This window comes from Pseudomonas sp. MD330_10, assembly GCF_042610415.1.
Classification (GTDB): Bacteria; Pseudomonadota; Gammaproteobacteria; order Pseudomonadales; family Pseudomonadaceae; genus Aquipseudomonas; species Aquipseudomonas rhodesiae.
Window position 1 is genome coordinate 275,699 of record NZ_JBHGZU010000001.1, and the last position, 19,027, is coordinate 294,725.

The window sequence follows — 19,027 nt, forward strand, 5'->3', positions numbered from 1 at the left end:
GCCCCGGTCAGTACAAAACGCCCTGAGCCGCGTGGCAATGCTGGATCCATCGACCGCCGGCCAATTTGCCTGGACCTTGAGGAAGTAAGTAATGAAGAAGTGGCAATGTATCGTCTGCGGCCTTATCTACAACGAAGCAGACGGCTGGCCTGATGATGGCATCGCGCCGGGCACGCGTTGGGAGGACGTCCCGCAAGACTGGCTGTGCCCGGATTGCGGCGTGGGCAAAATGGATTTCGAAATGATCCAAATCGGCTGATCTGAAATTTAAGAAACGTACTACAAGGAGAAAGGAATGAACGCACCTGTCGTGATCATCGGCACAGGATTGGCCGGCTACAACGTGGCCCGGGAGTTTCGCAAGCTCGACAGCGAAACCCCATTGCTGCTGATCACCGCGGATGACGGGCGCTCCTACTCCAAGCCCATGCTCTCCACCGGCTTTGGCAAGAACAAGGAAGCCGATGGCCTGAGCATGGCTGAACCGGGCGCCATGGCCGAGCAACTCAAGGCCGAAGTGCGCACCCATACCCGCGTCAGCGGCATCGACCCTGGCCACAAGCGCCTGTGGATCGGCGAGGAAGCGGTGGCTTACCGTGACCTGATCCTGGCCTGGGGCGCCGAAACCGTGCGCGTACCGGTCGAGGGCGACGCCGCCGAGCTGATTTTCCCGATCAACGACCTGGAAGACTATGCACGTTTTCGCGCCGCCGCTGCCGGCAAGCGCCGCGTACTGCTGCTCGGCGCCGGCCTGATCGGCTGCGAATTCGCCAATGACCTGATCCTGGGTGGTTATGAGATCGATCTGGTCGCGCCGTGCGAGCAAGTCATGCCCACTCTGCTGCACCCGGCTGCGGCTGCGGCGGTGCAAGCCGGCCTGGAAAGCCTTGGCGCACGCTTCCATCTGGGTCCGGTGCTCAACCGCCTACATCGCACGGCCGACGGCCTGGAAGCGCATCTGTCGGACGGTGAAGTGATCCGTTGCGACCTGGTGGTCTCGGCCATCGGTCTACGCCCGCGCATCGACCTGGCAGCCGCGGCGGGCCTGCAGGTCAACCGTGGAATCATGGTGGACCGCCACCTCAAGACCTCCCACGCCAACATCTACGCCCTGGGCGACTGCGCCGAGGTGGACGGCCTCAATCTGTTGTACGTCATGCCTCTGATGACCTGCGCGCGCGCCCTGGCCCAGACGCTGGCCGGCAACGCCACCGCCGTCAGCTATGGCCCGATGCCGGTCACCGTAAAAACACCGGTGTGCCCGTTGGTGGTTTCCCCACCGCCACGCGGCACCGAAGGGGTGTGGAATGTCGAAGGGCAGGGTGGCGATATCAAGGCGCTGTGCCGCGACGCCAGTGGCCGCCTGCTGGGCTATGCGCTGACTGGCACCGCCGTGATGGAAAAACTCGCGCTCAACAAAGAACTTCCGCCGTTGCTGGCGTAAATACCGGTCGTTCTGTCGGAATAAGCACATTTTTCCCTCTAGAAAGGTCGCCGCGAGACTGGCGGAGCGTGCGAGGGCATGCCATCCTCACTCCCGTCTGCCGCAGAGTAGAGCCTGCGGCGCTTTGGGCGCCGCTCCGTCAGAGAGCGGCACGGACATAACAACAAAAAACCGTCAAAGAGGCTTCACTTATGCGTAAACCCGAACTCGCAGCCGCCATCGCTGAAAAAGCGGATCTCACCAAAGAGCAGGCCAACCGCGTCCTCAACGCCATTCTCGAAGAAATCACCGGCGCCCTGCACCGCAAGGACAGCGTCACCCTGGTAGGCTTCGGCACCTTCCTGCAACGCCACCGCGGCGCCCGCACCGGCAAAAACCCGCAAACCGGCGAGCCTGTGAAGATCAAGGCCAGCAATACCGTTGCGTTCAAGCCGGGCAAGTCGCTCAAAGACAGCGTCAACCCGTAAGCGCAGTACCGTCCGAAGGGAGGCGGGGTGGTAGGAAAAGTGGGCACGCCGACGGGGTTGGGTGCCCATTTTTTGTGGGGTTAAATCAATGGCCCTTCTTTTTCTCATCCAAATAGAAATTCAGATATTTTTTGGGGCGGTCTTGAAAAGCTCGTGCTTTACCAAAGTTATAAGCTTCATCAAAGCACTTAAATGCATCGGCCTTTCTTTCTAACTCTAGAAATGCCATTCCCAAATTGATCAATGGACCCGTATCAATATCGGACTCGCGCCCATCCAACGTTTTCTGCGCCCACTGTTCAGCTGCCGTGAAATCACCGCTGTCAAAGTAAAGATTGAAAAAAGAACCTGTGACCCATGATGACAGAGGCGTCCACTCAAGCTTTGGCTCAGGAAGTAAATTCCATGCCTGCTGATACATAGCCTGGGCTTCAGATTTTTTGTTCTGGTCATCGAGATCATTACCTGACGCCATAATGTTCATGATCTTTTCTGCGAGGTCAGGATTCTCATCTGCCAAGTCTTTCATACAATAATCCTTACTAATATTTAGGCTGCTCAGCCGGCCCGATAAAGTCGGCGGGATCCTCCAGTCATGAACAGCGCCAAGGCTTGAGTTTCTTTAGCGGGTTGTTAGTCATCCAGTTCTCTCGAAAAAAGGGAGTGAATTTATTTAATTGCCTATTTGGTTGTGCAGTTATTAAATAAATTCGCCCTGATTTATTTACTTTTCATGTTATTTTTAATAATGATCTGGCTGAGGTTTATAAAATTTTATTTGCTAACTCTAAGTCGAATTTCTTGTTCCCGAGGATCGATTTCATTGCGAGCACTTTTCTCATTACATCCGAATCCAGGCTCATATTGTTTTTATGTGCGACAAAGAGGATCGTTAGAAATGGGAATGCATAGCTGTCGGGTTCGGACAACACATCATCAATTAATTTCGTCGTACCCAAGATGCAGTTTTCTGCCTTTGACAGGAAATATAAACTTAGCCGGTCACTGATTTTTTTGACTGTAGCATTTATATCCTGAGCTGACGGAGTTTTGATGATTCCGCCCAACTCGTCGCCGAACTGTTTTGTTTCTTCCGACAAAGAGCTCTTCGATAAAAATGATGTGTTGAACAGCCGGCTTTGATAGGGAGGAGACTGGTTTTTACAGAAGCTAAATGCCTCACACGTATAGATCTCCATTCCGGCATAGTAGCCATCGGCTTTTGTCAAATGCTGGAGATAGATTTCTCCAAATTTTTCTTTTTCTGCCAGTAGGCTAATTTTATTTTTGCTTGCCTTTAGGTTGAAGTGGGGAGAGGTTATTTGCTTCAGCGCTGCCAGTAATTCCACTTCCATATTTTTACGAACTTCAAGGCTCATGTTATTCACTTGTAGATTAGAAGATTGAAGGTTGCGTTGTGCTGTGCGCCTTTTCCACCCAGCGGAACGCCCGGTTTGCCTTTGGTATCAACCTTGAACGATCCCTTCGTTCCAGCGGAGGGCTTGATCGTGCCACCTCCCAAGTGTTGTGTGGTGTTGGCCGGCTTGGTCATGTCGAAGACCTTGGAGTCTGTTTGGTTAGGAGTTAGCTTTCCAGTGCCATGTTTAACTTCAAATACATGTAACTTACCGTTACGGTCCTTGGCGACGAAGTCAGCCCGAATACGTTTTCCGTTTACCTTCATGGTGACTTCTTCAGCTACGACCTTGAACCCGTTCCGTTTCAAGTCATGAATCGCCTTGGTCCGACCTTTATTACCGCTGACTGCACTTTTGCAAGCCCATCCCCACGGATCAATCCAAGTAAAGGGATTCGGCGCATATTGATAGAGGTTCAACCCTCCCGCCAACCCAATCGGATCCGGCGTAGTAAACCGCCCCACATCCGGATCATAAAACCTGAACGTGTTGTAGTGCAGCCCCGTCTCCCGATCCAGATACTGCCCCTGAAACCGCAGGTTCTGCTCTTCAATGTAATAAGGCTCGCGCACCTCTTCCAGTGTGTTGCCCCACACCCGATACGTCGCCTGCCAAACTGTGTGCCCATCCGCTTCGGTGAGTTGTTCCGGCAAGCCGTTCAGGTCGTTGTGGTAGTAGCGGATTTTTTGCAGAGGCCCGCTGCCGTCAATGCGGGCAATAGGCTCGTAGCCTTCGTCTTGGTAGATGTAAAGACTGGTCTGACTGTGTCTATGCTCCTGCAACAACCGCAAGCCATCCCACACAAAACGCGTTTCCCCCAGCGGATACCCGTCACCGCCGTGCTCGGTTTTCGCGATGCGTCGGCCCAGCGGGTCGTAGGTCATTCTGACCACGCTGCCGTTTTCATTGCGTACTTCGATCAGGCGGCTTTCGGCGTCGTAGGCAAAGCGTTGCAGGCCGCGCGCGGTGCTGCGTTTTTCGATTGTGCGGCCAAAGGCGTCATAGCGATAACGCTTGTCCTGATAAGTCAGCAGCTTGTTATGCACCACTAACCCGGCACCCGCCTGCGGGCCGTCGAGCAGGTTGGCGGCGGCGTCGTAGGCGAAGGTTTCGCGTTGGCCGTGCAGGTTGTCCTGGCTGGCGATGATGCGGCCGGTGGCGTCGTAGTGCAGCAGTTGGCGGTGTTGTGTGGCGGGCTGCTGGTCGAGTTTGCCGATCAGGTTGTCGGCGGGGTCGTATTCGAATTGTTTTTGTGCGGCTGCCGGTAACAGCGATGGTTGGCCCGCCAGGCGACGTTGACGTGCGCGCAGGCGGCCGCTGCGGTCGTATTCGCTGCGGGTGCTGAGCTGACCTTGGGTGCGCAGCACTTCGCGGTGCAGGCGGTCGCGTTCGAAGTCGCTGATCACCTGGCCATCGAGGTTGATCTGATGCAGGTGGCCGCTGCCGTAGTACAGGCGGTTGAGCCAGCGGCCGTCGGGCAGTTGGGTCTGGATCAGGTTGCCGAGTTCGTCGTAGTGGTGGTGCAGGCTGCCCGCTGAGCTCTGTTCGGTGAGTAACTGGCCAAGGGCGTCGTAGGCGAAGCTCAGGGCCTGGGTGTTGCCGTGCAGGTCGGTGAACGTCACCGCCGTAAGCTGATCCACGGCGTCGTAGCTGTAGTCCGTGCGGCCATCGTCGGTGGTCTTGGCGATCAGGCGGCCAACGGCGTCGCGCTCCAATCGATGGACGATGGGCGCGGGCGCTGTCTCGGGGACGACCGCCAAGCCACTGCCATACGGGGCCGGTACAGCGCTCACCGCAATCACATTGTCCAGCGGATCGTAGCGGTAGCGCTTGGCGCTGCCATCCAGGTCCTGCTGCTCGGTCAACCGATCGCCGGCGTCCCAGGCAAACCGATAACGCTCACCGTTTTCGTTGATCAGCGCTTGCAGGCGCCCATAGCTGTCATAGCCGAACTGCACCTGCCGACCATGGGCGTCGATGCGCTGGCGCACCTGGCCGCGACGGTTGTGCTGGTACAGGGTGGTATGCCCGGCCGGGTCGGTGTAACCCACCAGTTGGCCGCTGGTGTTGCGTTGGTATTGCTCGGTGCGCCCGTCCGGCAATTGGCTGCTGAGCAGGCGCCCCTGGGCGTCATAGCTGAACAGGGTGCGCTCGCCAAGGGCGTCGGTGATGACCTGCAAATTGCCGCGTTCGTCGTAGCTGAAGCGGGTGGGGTAGCCGGAGCAATCCACGTGCTCGACCAACTGCCCGAACGGGTTCCAGCGCAGCTTCTTGCTTTTGCCTGTGGCGTCGATAATTTCTACGGGCTGGCCGTGATCGTCATAGCGATAGCGAGTGACATAGCCCAGCGGGTCGGTTTCGGCGATGCAGTTGCCGCGCTGATCGTAGCGATACGCCCAGCTATTGTCGGCGGCGTCGGTCTCCACCAGCGGCAGTGCCCAATGCTCAAGCCACAAGGTCGAGTCGCTGCGGCCCAGCGGGTCAGTCTCGCCGATCAGGTTGCCGGCATCGTCGTAGCTGTACGTATAGCGCCCGCCCAGCGGATCGGTGGCGCTGAGCAATTGGCGTTCGTCGTTCCACTCGAACAGCCAGGTTTGCCCGAGGTTGTCGCTGTACCGAACGATCTGGTGCTGGGTGTTCCAGTGGCGGGTACTGACGCGTTGCAAGCCGTCGGTAATCCGCGTGATACCGGCCTGCAAGTCATAGTCGAACTGGTAGGTGTCGCCTTCGTCGGTCCAGTGCCGGACCACGCGCCATTCCGCGTTTTCAACCAAGGCCCACTCATAGAAACAGCGCAACCCGGTCGGTAGCTGGTGCTCCATCATGCGCCGGCCAGCATCGTAGCTGAAGCGGCGCTGCACTTGGCCAGTGGCATCGCGGACCTCTGCCAGGTTGCCGATAGCGTCGTAGCCATAGCTGACCAGCACTTCGCGGCGCTGGTCCGGGTACAGCCGTTCGAGCCGCACCACGTGACCTTGATCACGGATCAACTCCACTTGCACCAGATCGAAGGTATCGCGCAGTCGGACCAGGCGCCCAGCGTCGTCATAATCGACATAGATGCGGTTTTCGTTACGGTCGCCGAGCTGGCTGAGGCGCAGCAATGCCGGATTGGCGGAGGGTTCGAACAAACGATACAGGCCGTCATCGCTCTCGATCAGCAACTGCCCGTTAAGATGTCGGCGCACGGCCAGCCCTTCACCGGCGCTGAACACCGCGCCGCCCAGGGGGATGCTGCCCATGTCGATAGGCCGACCCTGTTCATCGGTGTAGATCAGCGTTTCACCGCCGTCGGGGTGAGGCTGGATGGCGACGCAGACTTCATACGGCACGCTCCAGCCTGGGCCGAACAGGCTGCCCGTGCGTTCGTCACGGCTGTTGTAGAACCGCTGCCAATCAATCGGCAGGATGCCGGGCAGGACGAAATCCAGCTCTTCGTCACCGCCCAGCACCTTGGCGCCGGTGGCCGCGTGCACCGGGTTCGACGAGCCCATCGCCGCGTTGGCCATCGCCCCCATCGCACTGCTGACGGCCATCGAGGCCGCGCCGCCGATCAACATGCAGGGCAACTTGCTGAAGAACTTGCCCTTGCCGCCCTTGAGCATCAGCAACGCCGTCACCGCCAGCCCGACGCCCGGTGTCTTGCCGCTGCGAATCTCGCGCACCACCACCGAGCCGCCGCCAATGGTCACATTGGAGGAGATCAGCCCCGACGACACCACCGTTGCATCGCAGGTGCTGCGGTCACCGCTGCGCACCGCCGGTTGGCCATTGATGGTGACTTTTTCCGAACCCTCGGCCAGAAACTGCGGCGGCATCGGTGGATGTTTTGTGCACGTCACCTGATCCAGCGGCTTGGGTTCGGCGCCTGGGGCAGGCGTGGCAACCGTGGGGCGCCACATCTGCGAGAAGAAGCTCTCGGCCATGTCCAGGAAGCTGGCTTCTGGCTCGGGCGCGTGCTCTTCCAGCTCAGTGCCGGCGGGTGCGACGTGAGAGGTGATAGCCCCGGCGGCGCGAGCGGCCGGAATGTTATTGGTCAGGGTGTTGGTGGAACCGGTGAGGATGTTCGCCTGCACCGTGGGCGGAAACAGGGCGTTGCTGAAGCTTTCGCATAAATTCGATAAGCCTTTGTCCGCGCCGGTCTTGCTCATGGCCAGGCCGACAACCGTGCCCACCACGGCGCCCAACAGGAAGCAACCGAGCCCGCCAGTGGCCACGGTAATCCCGGTGGCGGCAACCACCGCCGCCGTCGCCACCGCCGTGATCGCGATGTTGGCCGCCACTTCCAGCACACCGCCGAGGATATCGGCCATCATCGAAGTGTGGGAGAGCGCATCGCCCATGCGGGCCGCCCAAAGCGCGTCAGACATGCAGGCAGCTCATTAGGAAATGGCGTCGAACGACAGCGAGTTCTTGATCAGCGCCCAATGCGCCGCTTCGGCCTCCCCAAGCTTCTCGGCCTTCACATAACTCAAGGCGAGCATCTTGCGCGTGCCCGGTATCACCAGCGCCAGCTGGTATTGGAACACCTTGTCGTTGCCCTTGTTGAACTGGCTGCGCAGCTCGATGCCTTCCACTTCCTGCGCGGCGCCCAAGCGCACGTCCACGCCCGGTTGATAGCGCAGATCCTGCACCTGTTTTTCCAGGCGCTGGAGCTGGTCATTGAAGTTGCTGTGCAGGGTTTCGCCGTCGGCCAGTTGGCTGCGGCTGACGATCAGGGATGTGCCCAGCTCCGGGAACTTGAGGATGTTGATCGTCGCATCCTGCAGCTCGCTCGCCGGCAGTTGGAACTGGAATTCGTTGATTCGGTACGTCATGGCAAACGGGTCTCGTCAGGAGCTTTTCGGCGCGGGGAACGCGGCTTTGATATTGGCGTCGATGCTGGTTTTCTGGCCCTGTCCATCGGGCGTGGCGCCAGGGCCGCCGCCGTTATTGAGGTGCAGCACGCCTTTGGTATTGATCTCGGCATCGCCGCTGGCATAGAAGCTGATGTTTACGCCGGTGAGGTTGATCTGCCCGCTGGCATTCAACTCCAGGATGCTTTCGCCGCAGACCAGGCGCAGGTTTTCGCCCACTTCGATCACGTAACTCTGGCTGATGCTGTCGGTCTTGCGCTGGCCCACCGAAAGGATGTCTTCCTGCTTGACGATGCGCAGGCGGTTGTTGCCAATGGTTACCGTCTCGTTATGGCCAATGCTCTTGTTGCGGTCGTGCCCGACGGAGTGGCTCTCATCCACCTCCACCACGATGTCCTGGTTGCGCTCGGCATGGATATACAGCTGCTCCAGGCCCTTCTTGTCCTCCATGCGGATTTCATTGAAGTTGGCCGGCGTGCCGCCCTTGCTGGAGCGGCTTTTCATGCCGCTCTGGGTTGCGTTCTCGGGCAGGTCGTAGGGCACGGTCTGCTCGGCGTTGTACACCCGCCCGGTGATGATCGGTCGGTCCGGGTCGCCTTCCAGAAAGCTCACAATCACTTCCTGGCCGATCCGCGGAATCTGCATCGAGCCCCAGTTCTTGCCGGCCCAGGACTGCGACACACGAATCCAGCACGAGCTGTTTTCGTTGGATTGGTCGTGACGGTCCCAATAGAAATGCACCTTTACGCGGCCGTACTGGTCGGTCCAGATTTCCTCGCCTTTGGGGCCGACCACCAGCGCAGTCTGCGGGCCTTTGACGATGGGCCGGTGAGTGGTGGCCAACGGGCGGAAGCTTTGCTGGGCGTCGATGCAGGTCAGGCTGCTTTCGAACTGCGCCGAGGCCGAACCGCCGCCGCTTTCGAGGTTTTCCTGGACGATGTAGTAGCGGATGCCAACGATCAGGTATTCGCGATTCTGGTCCTGGCGGCTGAAGCCGGTGAGGCTGAACAGATGGCCCGAACCCAGGCCGCGCGCATTGCCGGCGAACTCGATCTGTTCGTGCAGGGTTTGCAGCGCTTCGATGCGGGTACGCGCGTAGTGCTCGCCGTCTTCGCTTTGCACATAGGTGCCGGGGTAGTCGTAGAGCGGGTAGTCGCCGGCGGTATGTGGGCGCGGCATGGCCGAGCGCACGTCGATGCTGGCGCTGGGGCGCTGGAAGTCGTAGTCGTTGAGTTCCAGGGAGCCCGGCTGCACCTCCTGCGCCAAATGCCAGTTGTGCATATGGTCGCGTTCGCGCTGTTGCTCATCCTTGGGGTAGTACGGCACCGACGCGTAGCCCGGCACGGTGGTGTGGGCGCCATAGGCATCGGCCAGTACCAGCACATGGCGGTCCTGCTCATGGCGGAAGAAGTAGTAGATGCCTTCCTGTTCCATCAAGCGGCTGACGAAATCGAAGCTGGTTTCGCGGTACTGCACGCAGTATTCCCACTCGCGATACGGCCGGCTCAGGGCGTCTTCGAAGTCGGAAAAGCCCAGGTCGCGGAACACCTGCTTGATGATCTGCGGGATGCTCAGGTTCTGGAAAATCCGGCAGTCCGAGGTCCGAGTCAGCAGCCAGAACCACGGGCGCAGCGTCACTTGGTAACTGGCGAACTGGCCTTGATCAATGTTCTGGCTGCACCGCGCGACGATGCCGTGGAAGTGCCGCTCGCCGCCGTCCGCCAATTGCAGGCCGACGCTCATGGGTTTGCCGAGCAACTGGTTGAGGTCGATGTTGGCGTCCAGGGACGTCAGTTGCAGCTCGTAATTGAACAGGCGCCCCAACTCTTCACCACCGCCCATTTCATTGAGCAGCAGCACATCCGGCCCGAGGGGGCTGGTGATCTTGGCCAGGCGTGAGGCTTGGTTGAATAGCATCGAAGTACCCTAATAACTGAAGGAACCCAGTCCAAATGTGGGAGGGGGCTTGCCCCCGATAGCAGTGTGTCAGTTGATGCATGCAGTGACTGATTCACCGCTATCGGGGGGCAAGCCCCCTCCCACATTTAAACCTTATTTCAACAGTCGTTATTCGGCGTCGTTGAAGTCGTAGTGCAGCTCATTATCCCGACTGCTGATCCGCACTCCCGCCAGCGCCTTGCCCTCAAGCATGCGCGTGAGGAATTCACGGCTCATGTCCGGCAGCAGGCTGTTGGTAAGGATGGTGTCGATCATGCGTCCGCCGCTTTCGGTTTCGGTGCAGCGCGAGACGATCAGGTCGACCACCGCGTCGTCGTAGTCGAAGGCGACTTTGTGGGTGTTCTCCACACGTTTTTTGATGCGGTTGAGCTGCAAGCGAGTGATCGCCTTGAGCATCTCGTCGCTCAGCGGGTAGTAAGGGATCGTCACCAGGCGGCCGAGCAGGGCCGGTGGGAAGATCTCCAGCAGCGGCTGGCGCAGGGCCTTGGCAATCTCCTCGGGCTCGGGGATGTTCGCCGGGTCTTTGCAGACCTGGGAAATCAACTCGGTGCCGGCGTTGGTGGTCAGCAGGATCAAGGTGTTCTTGAAGTCGATCACCCGGCCTTCGCCGTCTTCCATTACGCCTTTGTCGAACACTTGGAAGAAAATCTCGTGCACGTCCGGGTGGGCTTTTTCCACCTCGTCCAGCAGCACCACGCTGTAGGGCTTGCGCCGTACCGCTTCGGTCAGCACACCGCCCTCGCCGTAGCCGATGTAGCCCGGTGGCGCGCCCTTGAGGGTCGACACGGTGTGGGCTTCCTGGAACTCACTCATGTTGATGGTAATGACGTTCTGCTCACCGCCATACATGGCTTCGGCCAGGGCCAGGGCGGTTTCGGTCTTGCCCACGCCGGAGGTGCCGGCCAGCATGAACACACCGATCGGCTTGCTCGGGTTGTCGAGGCCGGCGCGAGAGGTCTGGATGCGCTTGGCGATCATCTGCAAGGCATGGTCCTGGCCGATGATGCGTTTTTTCAAGTGCTGATCCAGGTTCAGCACGGTTTCCAATTCGTTGCGCGCCATGCGGCCCACCGGGATGCCGGTCCAGTCGGCGACCACCGAGGCCACGGCCTGGTAATCCACGGTCGGCAGGATCAGCGGGGTTTCGCCTTGCAGGGCGGTGAGGCGTTGTTGCAGGTCGACCAATTGAGTGCGCAATTCGTCGTTGCCACTGTCCACCACCCCGGCCTTTTCGCGCAGGGTGGCACGGGTTGCGAGCAGCTCGTCCACCAGGGCTTTCTCTTCGGCCCAACGGCTTTCGAGGGTGGCCAGGCGCTCGCGTTCGGCGGCCAACAGGGCCTCGCTGTTGCTTTGGCGCGCGCCGGTGTCGATGCCAATGGCATGCTCGCGGGCAATGATCTGCAGCTCGGTTTCCAGGGCCTCGATGCGACGGCGGCTGTCGTCCACTTCGGCCGGCACCGCGTGCAGGCTGATGGCGACACGGGCGCAGGCGGTGTCCAGCAGACTCACGGATTTGTCCGGCAACTGACGCGCCGGGATGTAGCGGTGCGACAGCTTCACTGAGGCTTCCAGGGCTTCGTCAAGGATCTGCACCTGGTGGTGCTGTTCCATGGTCGAGGCCACGCCGCGCATCATCAACAGGGCTTTGTCTTCGGAGGGCTCGGCCACTTGCACCACTTGGAAGCGGCGGGTCAGGGCCGGGTCTTTCTCGATGTGCTTCTTGTACTCGGCCCAGGTGGTGGCGGCCACGGTGCGCAGGGTGCCGCGGGCCAGCGCAGGCTTGAGCAGGTTGGCCGCATCGCCGGTGCCGGCGGCGCCACCAGCGCCCACCAGCGTATGGGCTTCGTCGATAAACAGGATGATCGGCTTGGGCGAGGCCTGCACGTCTTCAATTACCTGGCGCAGACGCTGTTCGAACTCGCCTTTCATGCTGGCGCCGGCTTGCAGCAAGCCCACATCCAGGCTGCGCAGTTCTACATCCTTGAGCGACGGCGGCACATCGCCGGCGACGATGCGCAGGGCAAACCCTTCGACCACGGCGGTTTTACCCACCCCGGCTTCACCGGTGAGGATCGGGTTGTTCTGGCGCCGACGCATAAGGATGTCGACCAACTGGCGGATCTCTTCGTCACGCCCCACGATCGGGTCGAGCTTGCCGCTGCGCGCCTGTTCGGTCAGGTCCACAGTGAAGCGCTTGAGGGCTTCCTGCTTGCCCATCGCGCTGGGCGCCATGGCGCCGCTGGCTTCGCCGGGAACGGCGCCGGCGTTGAAGCCGTCGCTGGCGGTCAAGGCGTTTTCCGGCGAGTCGCCGACGTATTCGTCAAAACGCTCGCTCAGGGCCTCGGCCTTGATCTTGTCGAACTCGCCGGACAAGCCCAACAACGCATGGCGCAGGCTCGGGGTCTTGAGAATGCCCAGCACCAGGTAACCGGTGCGCACTTGGCTTTCGCCGAACATCAGGCTGCCGTAGACCCAGCCACGTTCCACCGCTTCTTCTACGTGGGACGACAGGTCGGTGATGGAAGTCGAGCCGCGCGGCAGACGGTCCAAGGCTTCTGTCAGGTCGCGGGCCAGGCGCGCCGGCTCGACGTTGAACTGGCGGATGATGCGGTGCAGGTCCGAGTCCTGCAGTTGCAGCAACTGGTGGAACCAGTGGGCCAGTTCCACGTAAGGATTGCCCCGCAACTTGCAGAACACGGTGGCGGCTTCGATGGCTTTGTAGGCCACGCTGTTGAGTTTGCCGAACAGTGCGGCGCGACTGATTTCACCCATGCTCTGGATTCCTTGAGGTGGTGGCTTGATCGGCGTAATGCCGGGCCAGGATTAGGTCGTTGGCGTCGTGCGCAGGTTGGCCGAGCCACGTGTTGAAGCCCAGGCGAAACTGGCCGTTAAGCCGCAGCGCCGGTACTTCGGGTTGTTGCAGGACCAGGTTCAAGTCCCAGTCCAATTCGTGGCCCAGATACTCGGCTACCCACGCCACCAGTTCGTTGAACGGCTGGTGGCCGGGCAGCATGCCCATGTAGTCATCGAGCGTGAGCGGGCCCAGGCGGATACGGAATTTATGCTGGCGGTCCCACACATGGCTGCCCAGGCACAGGTCCACGCCCAGCCGGTTGGCGTTGACGCCCACGCGGCTGCGTTCGGGCAGTTCGAGCCATTGGCCGACGTATTCCTCGATCTCTACCGGCAGGCCGAAGTACTCGCTGAGGATGGCTTTGAGACCGTCCGGATAGCGGGTCTGTGCCGACAGGTGGCCGCTGTAATGCAGCTTGGCCGTGTCGGGAATCAGCCCCTGGTTGAGCAGGCTCGGCATGCCGCGACCGCTCAACGCGGCGAGGCGCGCGGACCAGTAGTCATCGTCGGGGCGGTCGTGGCTGACCGTCGGCCGCGCCTCGGCCCAGGCTCGGTAGAACAGGCTGAGCAGACGATGGTGGAACACGTCCAGAAACTGTTTGCTGGTGCTGTCGGCGTTGTTGCGTTGACGCTCGCGCACGTATTCGGTGATGTGCAACGGCAGCGGGCCGTTGGGGCCGCCCAGGCCGAAGAAGAATTGCTCCAGCCGCGCCGGCCGGCCGTCACCGCCAGGCTCCAGCGACGCCAGGGTGGCCGGGGCGAACGTGCAGTCGGCCTGTTGCCCGAGGCGCAACGGGTCGTCCGCCAGGCGCAGGGAATGGCCCAGGCGCGGCAGCTGCGGCGACTCGCATTCGATGCGCCGCAGGGCCTGGAAGAAATCGTATTCCCAGGGCTCCTGGTGCATCGCTTCCAGGGTACTCACAGGGTCGGACGACGTCCGGGCTTGGCTTTCCATCGCATGATCTCGCCGCGTTCGGTGGTACGGATCACCGTCTCGGTAAAGCTGTTGATCGACACGTAACGTGCCAGGAAGCGTTCCAACACCGCACCGAGCAGGAACACGCCGGTGCCGCGAAACGCGTTTTCATCGAATTCCAAGGTGATTTCCAGGCCCCGGCCAAACACGATCGGGCCGGGCATCGGCAGGCGCCGGGTCACGGCTTTACTGCTGACTTCGCGCAAGCCCTCGATCTGCAATTGCAGCGCGGCATCGTTGCTGTCGCCATACAGCCGCAGCAGCTCGCGCAAGGCGCCGGCGCCCTGGCCCTGTTCGCTCAGGGACAGGTAATTGAGCGACAGCTGGCTGATCAGGCGCCAAGCCTTGGCGTCATGGGCATGGCTGGCGCGCGGGCGGCTCGGGCCGGCTACGCAGCGCACGGCCAGCACCGGGGCGCTGTCGGCCAGGGTGAAGTCGGTCTTGCCATTGCCCACGCTCATGAACAGCGGCAGATCGCGGTTGGTGCACAGGGCGGTTACGCCGAGTTGGCGCAGGTCGTGACGGTACGGCGCTTGCTGGCTGTCCACCAGGCTCACAAAGGTTTCGCTGCCCACGTAGGTGGAACGCGGGCCGTTGCGGCGTTGGTCGCTGGACAGCACGCGAGGCTCGCGGCGCACCGTGTAGTAGGCCTTGTCCCGCCCGTAGCGCGACGGGTCGCGCACCGCGTAGAACGGCAGAAACGGCTGCTCCGGTCCGGTGCCATGGCCGGTCAGGCCGGTGAGGGAATGCACCTCGAAATCCATCGGCCGGGTGCGGTCGGCGATCACATGGTGTTCATTGACGCGGTCGGACAGGTGAATACGGTCCAGGCGTTTGGGGAACAGGTTGATCGCCGGGGTGCAGAACGGCAGGAACTGCGCCGCACCGACACTGCCTTCCAGGCTCGGCTCGTGACGGTCGAACAGCACGATCAATTCCAGCTCCTGGCCGTCGCAGCGCTTGACCGCCCGGCTCAGCTCGGCGAACTCCACGAACAGGAACCGCTGGGGCAGGGCGAAGTACTCCTGCAACAACCGATAACCCTGGAACGCCCGCGCCACTACCGGCATGGCCGCGTCCGCGTCGTCGAACCCGCGTGAACGCAGTGCGTCTTGCGGTAGGCGCTCGACCCAATCGCCACCGGGCTTGCGCGCGAACACCGCGCAGGCGTTGCCCAGCAGTTGCTCGTAAAGGCGGAACGGTTGCTCGTCGGCGCCGCTGAGGTACAGCGGCAGGCTGTCCAGATCGAGGCTGTTGAATGGCAGCTCGGCGCCGGTGCGCAGGGTCAGGCGCAGGCCAGCCTTGGCCTTCGGCTCGCTGGCGGCCAGGCGCCCGAGTACGGTGGCCGGGTTGCCGAAGTACTCGGCATTGCTCACCTGCAGCGGCCACAGCGTCACCGGGTGCGCGGTGCGGTACTCGCAGCAGGTTTGGGTCTCGCGGCCGAGGGCGGCGCGCAGGACGGTGTCGCGCGGCAACGGGAAACCGCCGACCAGCGAACCTTCGTCGGGGTCGGTCTGCAATTGCACCACGGTCATCGACGGCGTCGGCGCCAGGTAATGCGGGTAGGCGATTTCCAGCAAATTGTGGGTGAAGGTCGGGTACTCGGCGTCGAGCTTGAGCTGCACGCGGGCGGTCAGGTAGGCAAAGCCTTCGAGCAGGCGTTCGACGTACGGGTCGGCGCAGTCCATACCGGACAGGGTCAGCCGACTGGCGATCTTCGGGTATTCCTTGGCGAACTCGGCGGCGCTTTCGCGCACGTGGTGCAGTTCCTGGTTGTACAGCTCCAGCAGGCGCGGGTTCATAAGCGCCTCCGTTGGTCAGCGTTGACCACGCGCACATGGCCGGATTCCAGGTCCAGGTCGGTTTGCAGCAGCAGGCGCAACGGCACCGGCTGTGCCCACAGGTCGCCTTCGATCTCGAAGCTCAAGGCGTTGTGGTTCATCTCGCCGTGGCCGACCCGGGCTTTGACGCGCAGGGTGTGGCGCAGGATGCGCGGCTCGAAGGTGGCGATGGCCTGATAGATCAGGGCCTCCAGCGCTTTGATGTCCACGCTGGACACGCTGTTGCCCGCCAGCGCCGGCAGGCCGTAATTGATCACCGACGTACCGGCCGGGGTGTGCAGCGTCGCATCGGCATCGAGCAACGACGTGGTATTGAGCAGCCACGCCAGGTCACGCAGCACCGAGGCTTTCAATTGGGTCAGGGACAGCACGCGTTTGTCGGCGCTTTCCTTGGGATTGGTTGGGTCTTCGTCGGTCAACCGGTCCAACAGGGACGGTTGCAGACGGTCGCGGGAAGCGATTTCAGTTACCACCAAAGCAGCTCCACGGACGGATTGCGAGAGGAACAAGAGGCTGCGCTTGAGGCCGTAGTGCCGTGGCGCAGGGCCACGGCACCAGGGCTATCAGCGCTTGGTGTTGGAACGGATGTTCCAGCCAAACTTGACCGCGCCGCCGTCTTTGGTGCCGTCGGCTTTCTGCGGCTGGTAGTCCACCATCACTTGGGCGAAGTTCAGGGTGACGTTCTCGGTCAGACGGTCATCGGTGCCCGAACCGCCGGTGCTCAGCGACGTCACCAACACTTCTTCCAGGTTGATCACCATGTACTCGACCTGGCTTTCACCACCGGCTTTGCGCACGGTCAGCTTGACCTTGTCGATGTGCTTGCCGCTGGCGCACAGCATCATCAGGTTAGGCGACGCTTTGTCGACGTACTTGGTCAGCGACAGGTCCTGGATGTTCACCTTGCCCGCACCGCCGCCACCGCCAACGTGCATGTTGCCGGACTGGGACATGCCCCAGCTCCAGTTCAGCACGTCGATTTCGTCTTTGTGGGCTTTGTCCATGGACTCGCCCTTGATGTCGCCGATCTTGATGAAAATATCAACAGCCATGTTTTCTCCCTGTGTGGCGCTTGCCACTGATATTTGAGTCACTCCAAATGGGCAGTGCTTTTGTGTGGGAGGGGGCACACCCCCTCCTGCACAAGAGCCGGCTCATCTGTTGTTAGGCGCTTTTCGCCGAAGGCAGCTTCGACACCAGGCGCAACGACACGGTCAGCCCTTCGAGCTGGTAGTGCGGGCGCAGGTAGAACTTGGAGTTGTAGTAACCCGGGTTGCCTTCCACTTCTTCCACGATCACCTCGGCGGCCGCCAACGGGTGCTGGGCCTTGGTGGTTTCGGTGGAGTGCGCCGGATCGCCGTCCACGTAGTTGAGGATCCAGTCCTGCAACCAGCGCTGCATCTCGTCCTTCTCTTTGAAGGAACCGATCTTGTCGCGCACGATGCACTTCAAGTAGTGGGCGAAACGGCAGGTGGCGAACAAGTACGGCAGACGCGCGGCCAGGTTGGCGTTGGCGGTGGCGTCCGGATCGTCGTATTCGGCGGGTTTCTGCAACGATTGCGCGCCGATGAAGGCGGCGAAATCGGTGTTTTTCTTGTGCAGCAGCGGCATGAAACCGTTCTTCGCCAGCTCCGCTTCGCGACGGTCGCTGATGGCGATCTCGGTCGGGCACTTCATGTCCACGCCACCGTCGTCGGTAGGGAACGTGTGGGCCGGCAGGTTTTCCACTTCACCGCCGGACTCCACACCACGGATGCGCGAGCACCAGCCGTAGTGTTTGAACGAACGGTTGATGTTCACCGCCATGGCGTAAGCGGCGTTGGCCCAGGTGTACTTGGAGCTGTCGGCGCCGTCGGTGTTTTCTTCGAACGCGAAGGCTTCCACCGGATCGGTCTTGGCGCCATACGGCAGGCGCGCCAGGAAGCGCGGCATGGTCAGGCCGATGTAGCGCGAGTCTTCCGATTCACGCAACGAACGCCAGCCGGCGTATTCCGGGGTGGTGAAGATCTTGGTCAGGTCGCGCGGGTTCGACAGTTCCTGCCACGAGCCCATGCCCATCACGGTCGGCGATGCCGCAGCGATGAAGGGGGAGTGCATGGCGGCGCAGACTTTCGACAGCTCGCCCAGCAGCTCGACGTCCGGTGGCGACTGGTCGAAGTAGTAGTCGCCCACCAGGCAGCCGTACGGCTCGCCGCCGAACTGGCCGTATTCTTCTTCGTACATCTTCTTGAAGATCGGGCTCTGGTCCCACGCGGTGCCCTTGAATTTCTTCAGGGTCTTGTGCAGGTCCGGCTTGGAGATATTGAGCACACGGATCTTGAGCTGCTCATCGGTCTCGGTGTTGTTGACCAAGTAGTGCAGGCCACGCCAGGCGCTTTCCAGCTGCTGGAAGTCCGGGTGGTGGATGATCTGGTTGACCTGGGCGGTCAACTTGGCGTCGATGGCAGCGATGATCGATTCGATCGACTTGATCGCGTCGTTGGACACCAGATCGGTCTGCGCCAGGGCTTGTTCGGCCAAGGTGCGCACGGCGGTTTCCACGGCTTCGCGGGCACGTTCGGTCTTGGGCTTGAATTCCTGCATCAGCAAGGATGCGAATTCGCTGGTTTCTTCAGTGGCGCCCAGGCTCTGGACGCCTTCGCGTGCGGTGTTGTCGGTCATGATTACTGATCCCCTGCAGGCTTCGGCGCGCTGGCAAGTGCCTGAAGCAGTGCCGGGTCCTTGATTGCCTTCATGATGATTTCTTCAGCGCCGGTCTTGCCGTCCATGTAGGTCAGCAGATTGGCCAGCTGGGTGCGGGCTTCGAGCAACTGGTTCAGCGCGTCGACTTTGCGGGCCACGGCGGCCGGGCTGAAGTCGTCCATGCTTTCGAAGGTCATGTCCAGGCTCAGGTTGCCTTCGCCGGTCAGTTCGTTCGGCACATGGAATGCCACGCGCGGCTGCATGGCCTTGAGGCGCGAGTCGAAGTTGTCGACATCCACTTCAAGGAACTTGCGGTCGGCCACGGGCGCCAGCGGCTCGGCAGGCTTGCCGGCGAGGTCGGCCATCACACCCATCACGAAGGGCAGCTGGACCTTTTTCTCGGCGCCGTAGAGCTCGACGTCGTACTCGATCTGCACTCGAGGCGCGCGGTTGCGCGCGATGAATTTCTGAGAACTTTGCTTCGCCACGTTGCTGCTCCTGGTCGCTTGAGCGACGGTGTTGTTACTGCAC

At 61.1% G+C, this 19,027-nt stretch carries 15 protein-coding genes; 3 read left to right on the plus strand and 12 right to left on the minus strand.

Annotated elements, in window-relative coordinates:
- Positions 1–91 precede the first annotated feature (91 nt).
- The 3 genes from ACFZPT_RS01250 to ACFZPT_RS01260 all read left to right on the plus strand — a co-directional run bounded on the left by ACFZPT_RS01250 (position 92) and on the right by ACFZPT_RS01260 (position 1,911).
- A complete protein-coding gene (locus ACFZPT_RS01250; protein ID WP_034101514.1) occupies positions 92–259 on the plus strand; it encodes a rubredoxin in 168 nt (55 codons plus the stop codon).
- A gap of 36 nt (positions 260–295) precedes the next feature.
- On the plus strand, positions 296–1,444 hold the full coding sequence (locus tag ACFZPT_RS01255; protein ID WP_099312929.1) for an NAD(P)/FAD-dependent oxidoreductase: 1,149 nt from the start codon (positions 296–298) through the stop codon (positions 1,442–1,444).
- 191 nt (positions 1,445–1,635) lie between these two features.
- On the plus strand, positions 1,636–1,911 hold the full coding sequence (locus tag ACFZPT_RS01260; protein ID WP_011064269.1) for an HU family DNA-binding protein: 276 nt from the start codon (positions 1,636–1,638) through the stop codon (positions 1,909–1,911).
- 85 nt (positions 1,912–1,996) lie between these two features.
- Here ACFZPT_RS01260 and ACFZPT_RS01265 read toward each other — a convergent pair whose 3' ends face one another.
- The 12 genes from ACFZPT_RS01265 to tssB form a co-directional block, all read right to left on the minus strand.
- On the minus strand, positions 1,997–2,440 hold the full coding sequence (locus tag ACFZPT_RS01265) for a hypothetical protein (RefSeq protein ID WP_099312928.1): 444 nt from the start codon (positions 2,438–2,440) through the stop codon (positions 1,997–1,999).
- 235 nt (positions 2,441–2,675) lie between these two features.
- Positions 2,676–3,290 carry a hypothetical protein gene (locus ACFZPT_RS01270; RefSeq protein WP_047881784.1) on the minus strand — a complete coding sequence of 205 codons (615 nt, stop codon included), beginning with the start codon at positions 3,288–3,290 and terminating at the stop codon, positions 2,676–2,678.
- 5 nt (positions 3,291–3,295) lie between these two features.
- Entirely contained in the window at positions 3,296–7,699 is a 4,404-nt protein-coding gene (locus tag ACFZPT_RS01275; protein WP_379554927.1) for an RHS repeat-associated core domain-containing protein, read from the minus strand.
- Positions 7,700–7,711: 12 nt separating this feature from the next.
- The gene (locus ACFZPT_RS01280) at positions 7,712–8,146 is read right to left on the minus strand and encodes a DcrB-related protein (RefSeq protein ID WP_034101512.1); all 435 of its coding nucleotides are present in this window, start codon (positions 8,144–8,146) and stop codon (positions 7,712–7,714) included.
- A gap of 15 nt (positions 8,147–8,161) precedes the next feature.
- A complete protein-coding gene (locus tag ACFZPT_RS01285; RefSeq protein WP_034101511.1) occupies positions 8,162–10,102 on the minus strand; it encodes a type VI secretion system Vgr family protein in 1,941 nt (646 codons plus the stop codon).
- 150 nt (positions 10,103–10,252) lie between these two features.
- The gene (tssH, locus tag ACFZPT_RS01290) at positions 10,253–12,916 is read right to left on the minus strand and encodes a type VI secretion system ATPase TssH (RefSeq protein ID WP_034101510.1); all 2,664 of its coding nucleotides are present in this window, start codon (positions 12,914–12,916) and stop codon (positions 10,253–10,255) included.
- Positions 12,909–13,952, minus strand: a complete 1,044-nt coding sequence (gene tssG, locus ACFZPT_RS01295; protein WP_034101509.1) for a type VI secretion system baseplate subunit TssG — start codon at positions 13,950–13,952, stop codon at positions 12,909–12,911. The genes tssH and tssG overlap by 8 nt, the downstream gene beginning before the upstream one ends.
- Positions 13,916–15,775: a type VI secretion system baseplate subunit TssF gene (gene tssF, locus ACFZPT_RS01300; RefSeq protein ID WP_034101508.1), complete on the minus strand. Its 1,860-nt coding sequence runs from the start codon at positions 15,773–15,775 to the stop codon at positions 13,916–13,918. The genes tssG and tssF overlap by 37 nt, the downstream gene beginning before the upstream one ends.
- The gene (gene tssE / locus ACFZPT_RS01305) at positions 15,772–16,287 is read right to left on the minus strand and encodes a type VI secretion system baseplate subunit TssE (protein WP_034101768.1); all 516 of its coding nucleotides are present in this window, start codon (positions 16,285–16,287) and stop codon (positions 15,772–15,774) included. Before tssE ends, tssF begins: the two co-directional genes overlap by 4 nt.
- 90 nt (positions 16,288–16,377) lie before the next feature.
- Positions 16,378–16,866 carry a type VI secretion system tube protein Hcp gene (locus tag ACFZPT_RS01310; RefSeq protein WP_017526783.1) on the minus strand — a complete coding sequence of 163 codons (489 nt, stop codon included), beginning with the start codon at positions 16,864–16,866 and terminating at the stop codon, positions 16,378–16,380.
- Between the two features lie 112 nt (positions 16,867–16,978).
- Complete coding sequence (gene tssC, locus ACFZPT_RS01315; protein WP_034101507.1) at positions 16,979–18,475, minus strand: type VI secretion system contractile sheath large subunit; 1,497 nt, start codon at positions 18,473–18,475, stop codon at positions 16,979–16,981.
- A gap of 2 nt (positions 18,476–18,477) precedes the next feature.
- The gene (gene tssB / locus ACFZPT_RS01320; protein ID WP_034101506.1) at positions 18,478–18,984 is read right to left on the minus strand and encodes a type VI secretion system contractile sheath small subunit; all 507 of its coding nucleotides are present in this window, start codon (positions 18,982–18,984) and stop codon (positions 18,478–18,480) included.
- Positions 18,985–19,027: the final 43 nt, after the last annotated feature.

Bases quoted from the DNA above. Each gene is read 5' to 3' on its own strand.
- ACFZPT_RS01280 (WP_034101512.1), bottom strand. From the start codon at position 8,146: ATGACGTACCGAATCAACGAATTCCAGTTCCAACTGCCGGCGAGCGAG.
- ACFZPT_RS01250 (WP_034101514.1), top strand. From the start codon at position 92: ATGAAGAAGTGGCAATGTATCGTCTGCGGCCTTATCTACAACGAAGCA.
- tssH (WP_034101510.1), bottom strand. From the start codon at position 12,916: ATGGGTGAAATCAGTCGCGCCGCACTGTTCGGCAAACTCAACAGCGTG.
- ACFZPT_RS01265 (WP_099312928.1), bottom strand. From the start codon at position 2,440: ATGAAAGACTTGGCAGATGAGAATCCTGACCTCGCAGAAAAGATCATG.
- tssC (WP_034101507.1), bottom strand. From the start codon at position 18,475: ATGACCGACAACACCGCACGCGAAGGCGTCCAGAGCCTGGGCGCCACT.
- ACFZPT_RS01310 (WP_017526783.1), bottom strand. From the start codon at position 16,866: ATGGCTGTTGATATTTTCATCAAGATCGGCGACATCAAGGGCGAGTCC.
- ACFZPT_RS01260 (WP_011064269.1), top strand. From the start codon at position 1,636: ATGCGTAAACCCGAACTCGCAGCCGCCATCGCTGAAAAAGCGGATCTC.
- ACFZPT_RS01285 (WP_034101511.1), bottom strand. From the start codon at position 10,102: ATGCTATTCAACCAAGCCTCACGCCTGGCCAAGATCACCAGCCCCCTC.
- ACFZPT_RS01275 (WP_379554927.1), bottom strand. From the start codon at position 7,699: ATGTCTGACGCGCTTTGGGCGGCCCGCATGGGCGATGCGCTCTCCCAC.
- tssF (WP_034101508.1), bottom strand. From the start codon at position 15,775: ATGAACCCGCGCCTGCTGGAGCTGTACAACCAGGAACTGCACCACGTG.
- ACFZPT_RS01255 (WP_099312929.1), top strand. From the start codon at position 296: ATGAACGCACCTGTCGTGATCATCGGCACAGGATTGGCCGGCTACAAC.
- ACFZPT_RS01270 (WP_047881784.1), bottom strand. From the start codon at position 3,290: ATGAGCCTTGAAGTTCGTAAAAATATGGAAGTGGAATTACTGGCAGCG.
- tssG (WP_034101509.1), bottom strand. From the start codon at position 13,952: ATGGAAAGCCAAGCCCGGACGTCGTCCGACCCTGTGAGTACCCTGGAA.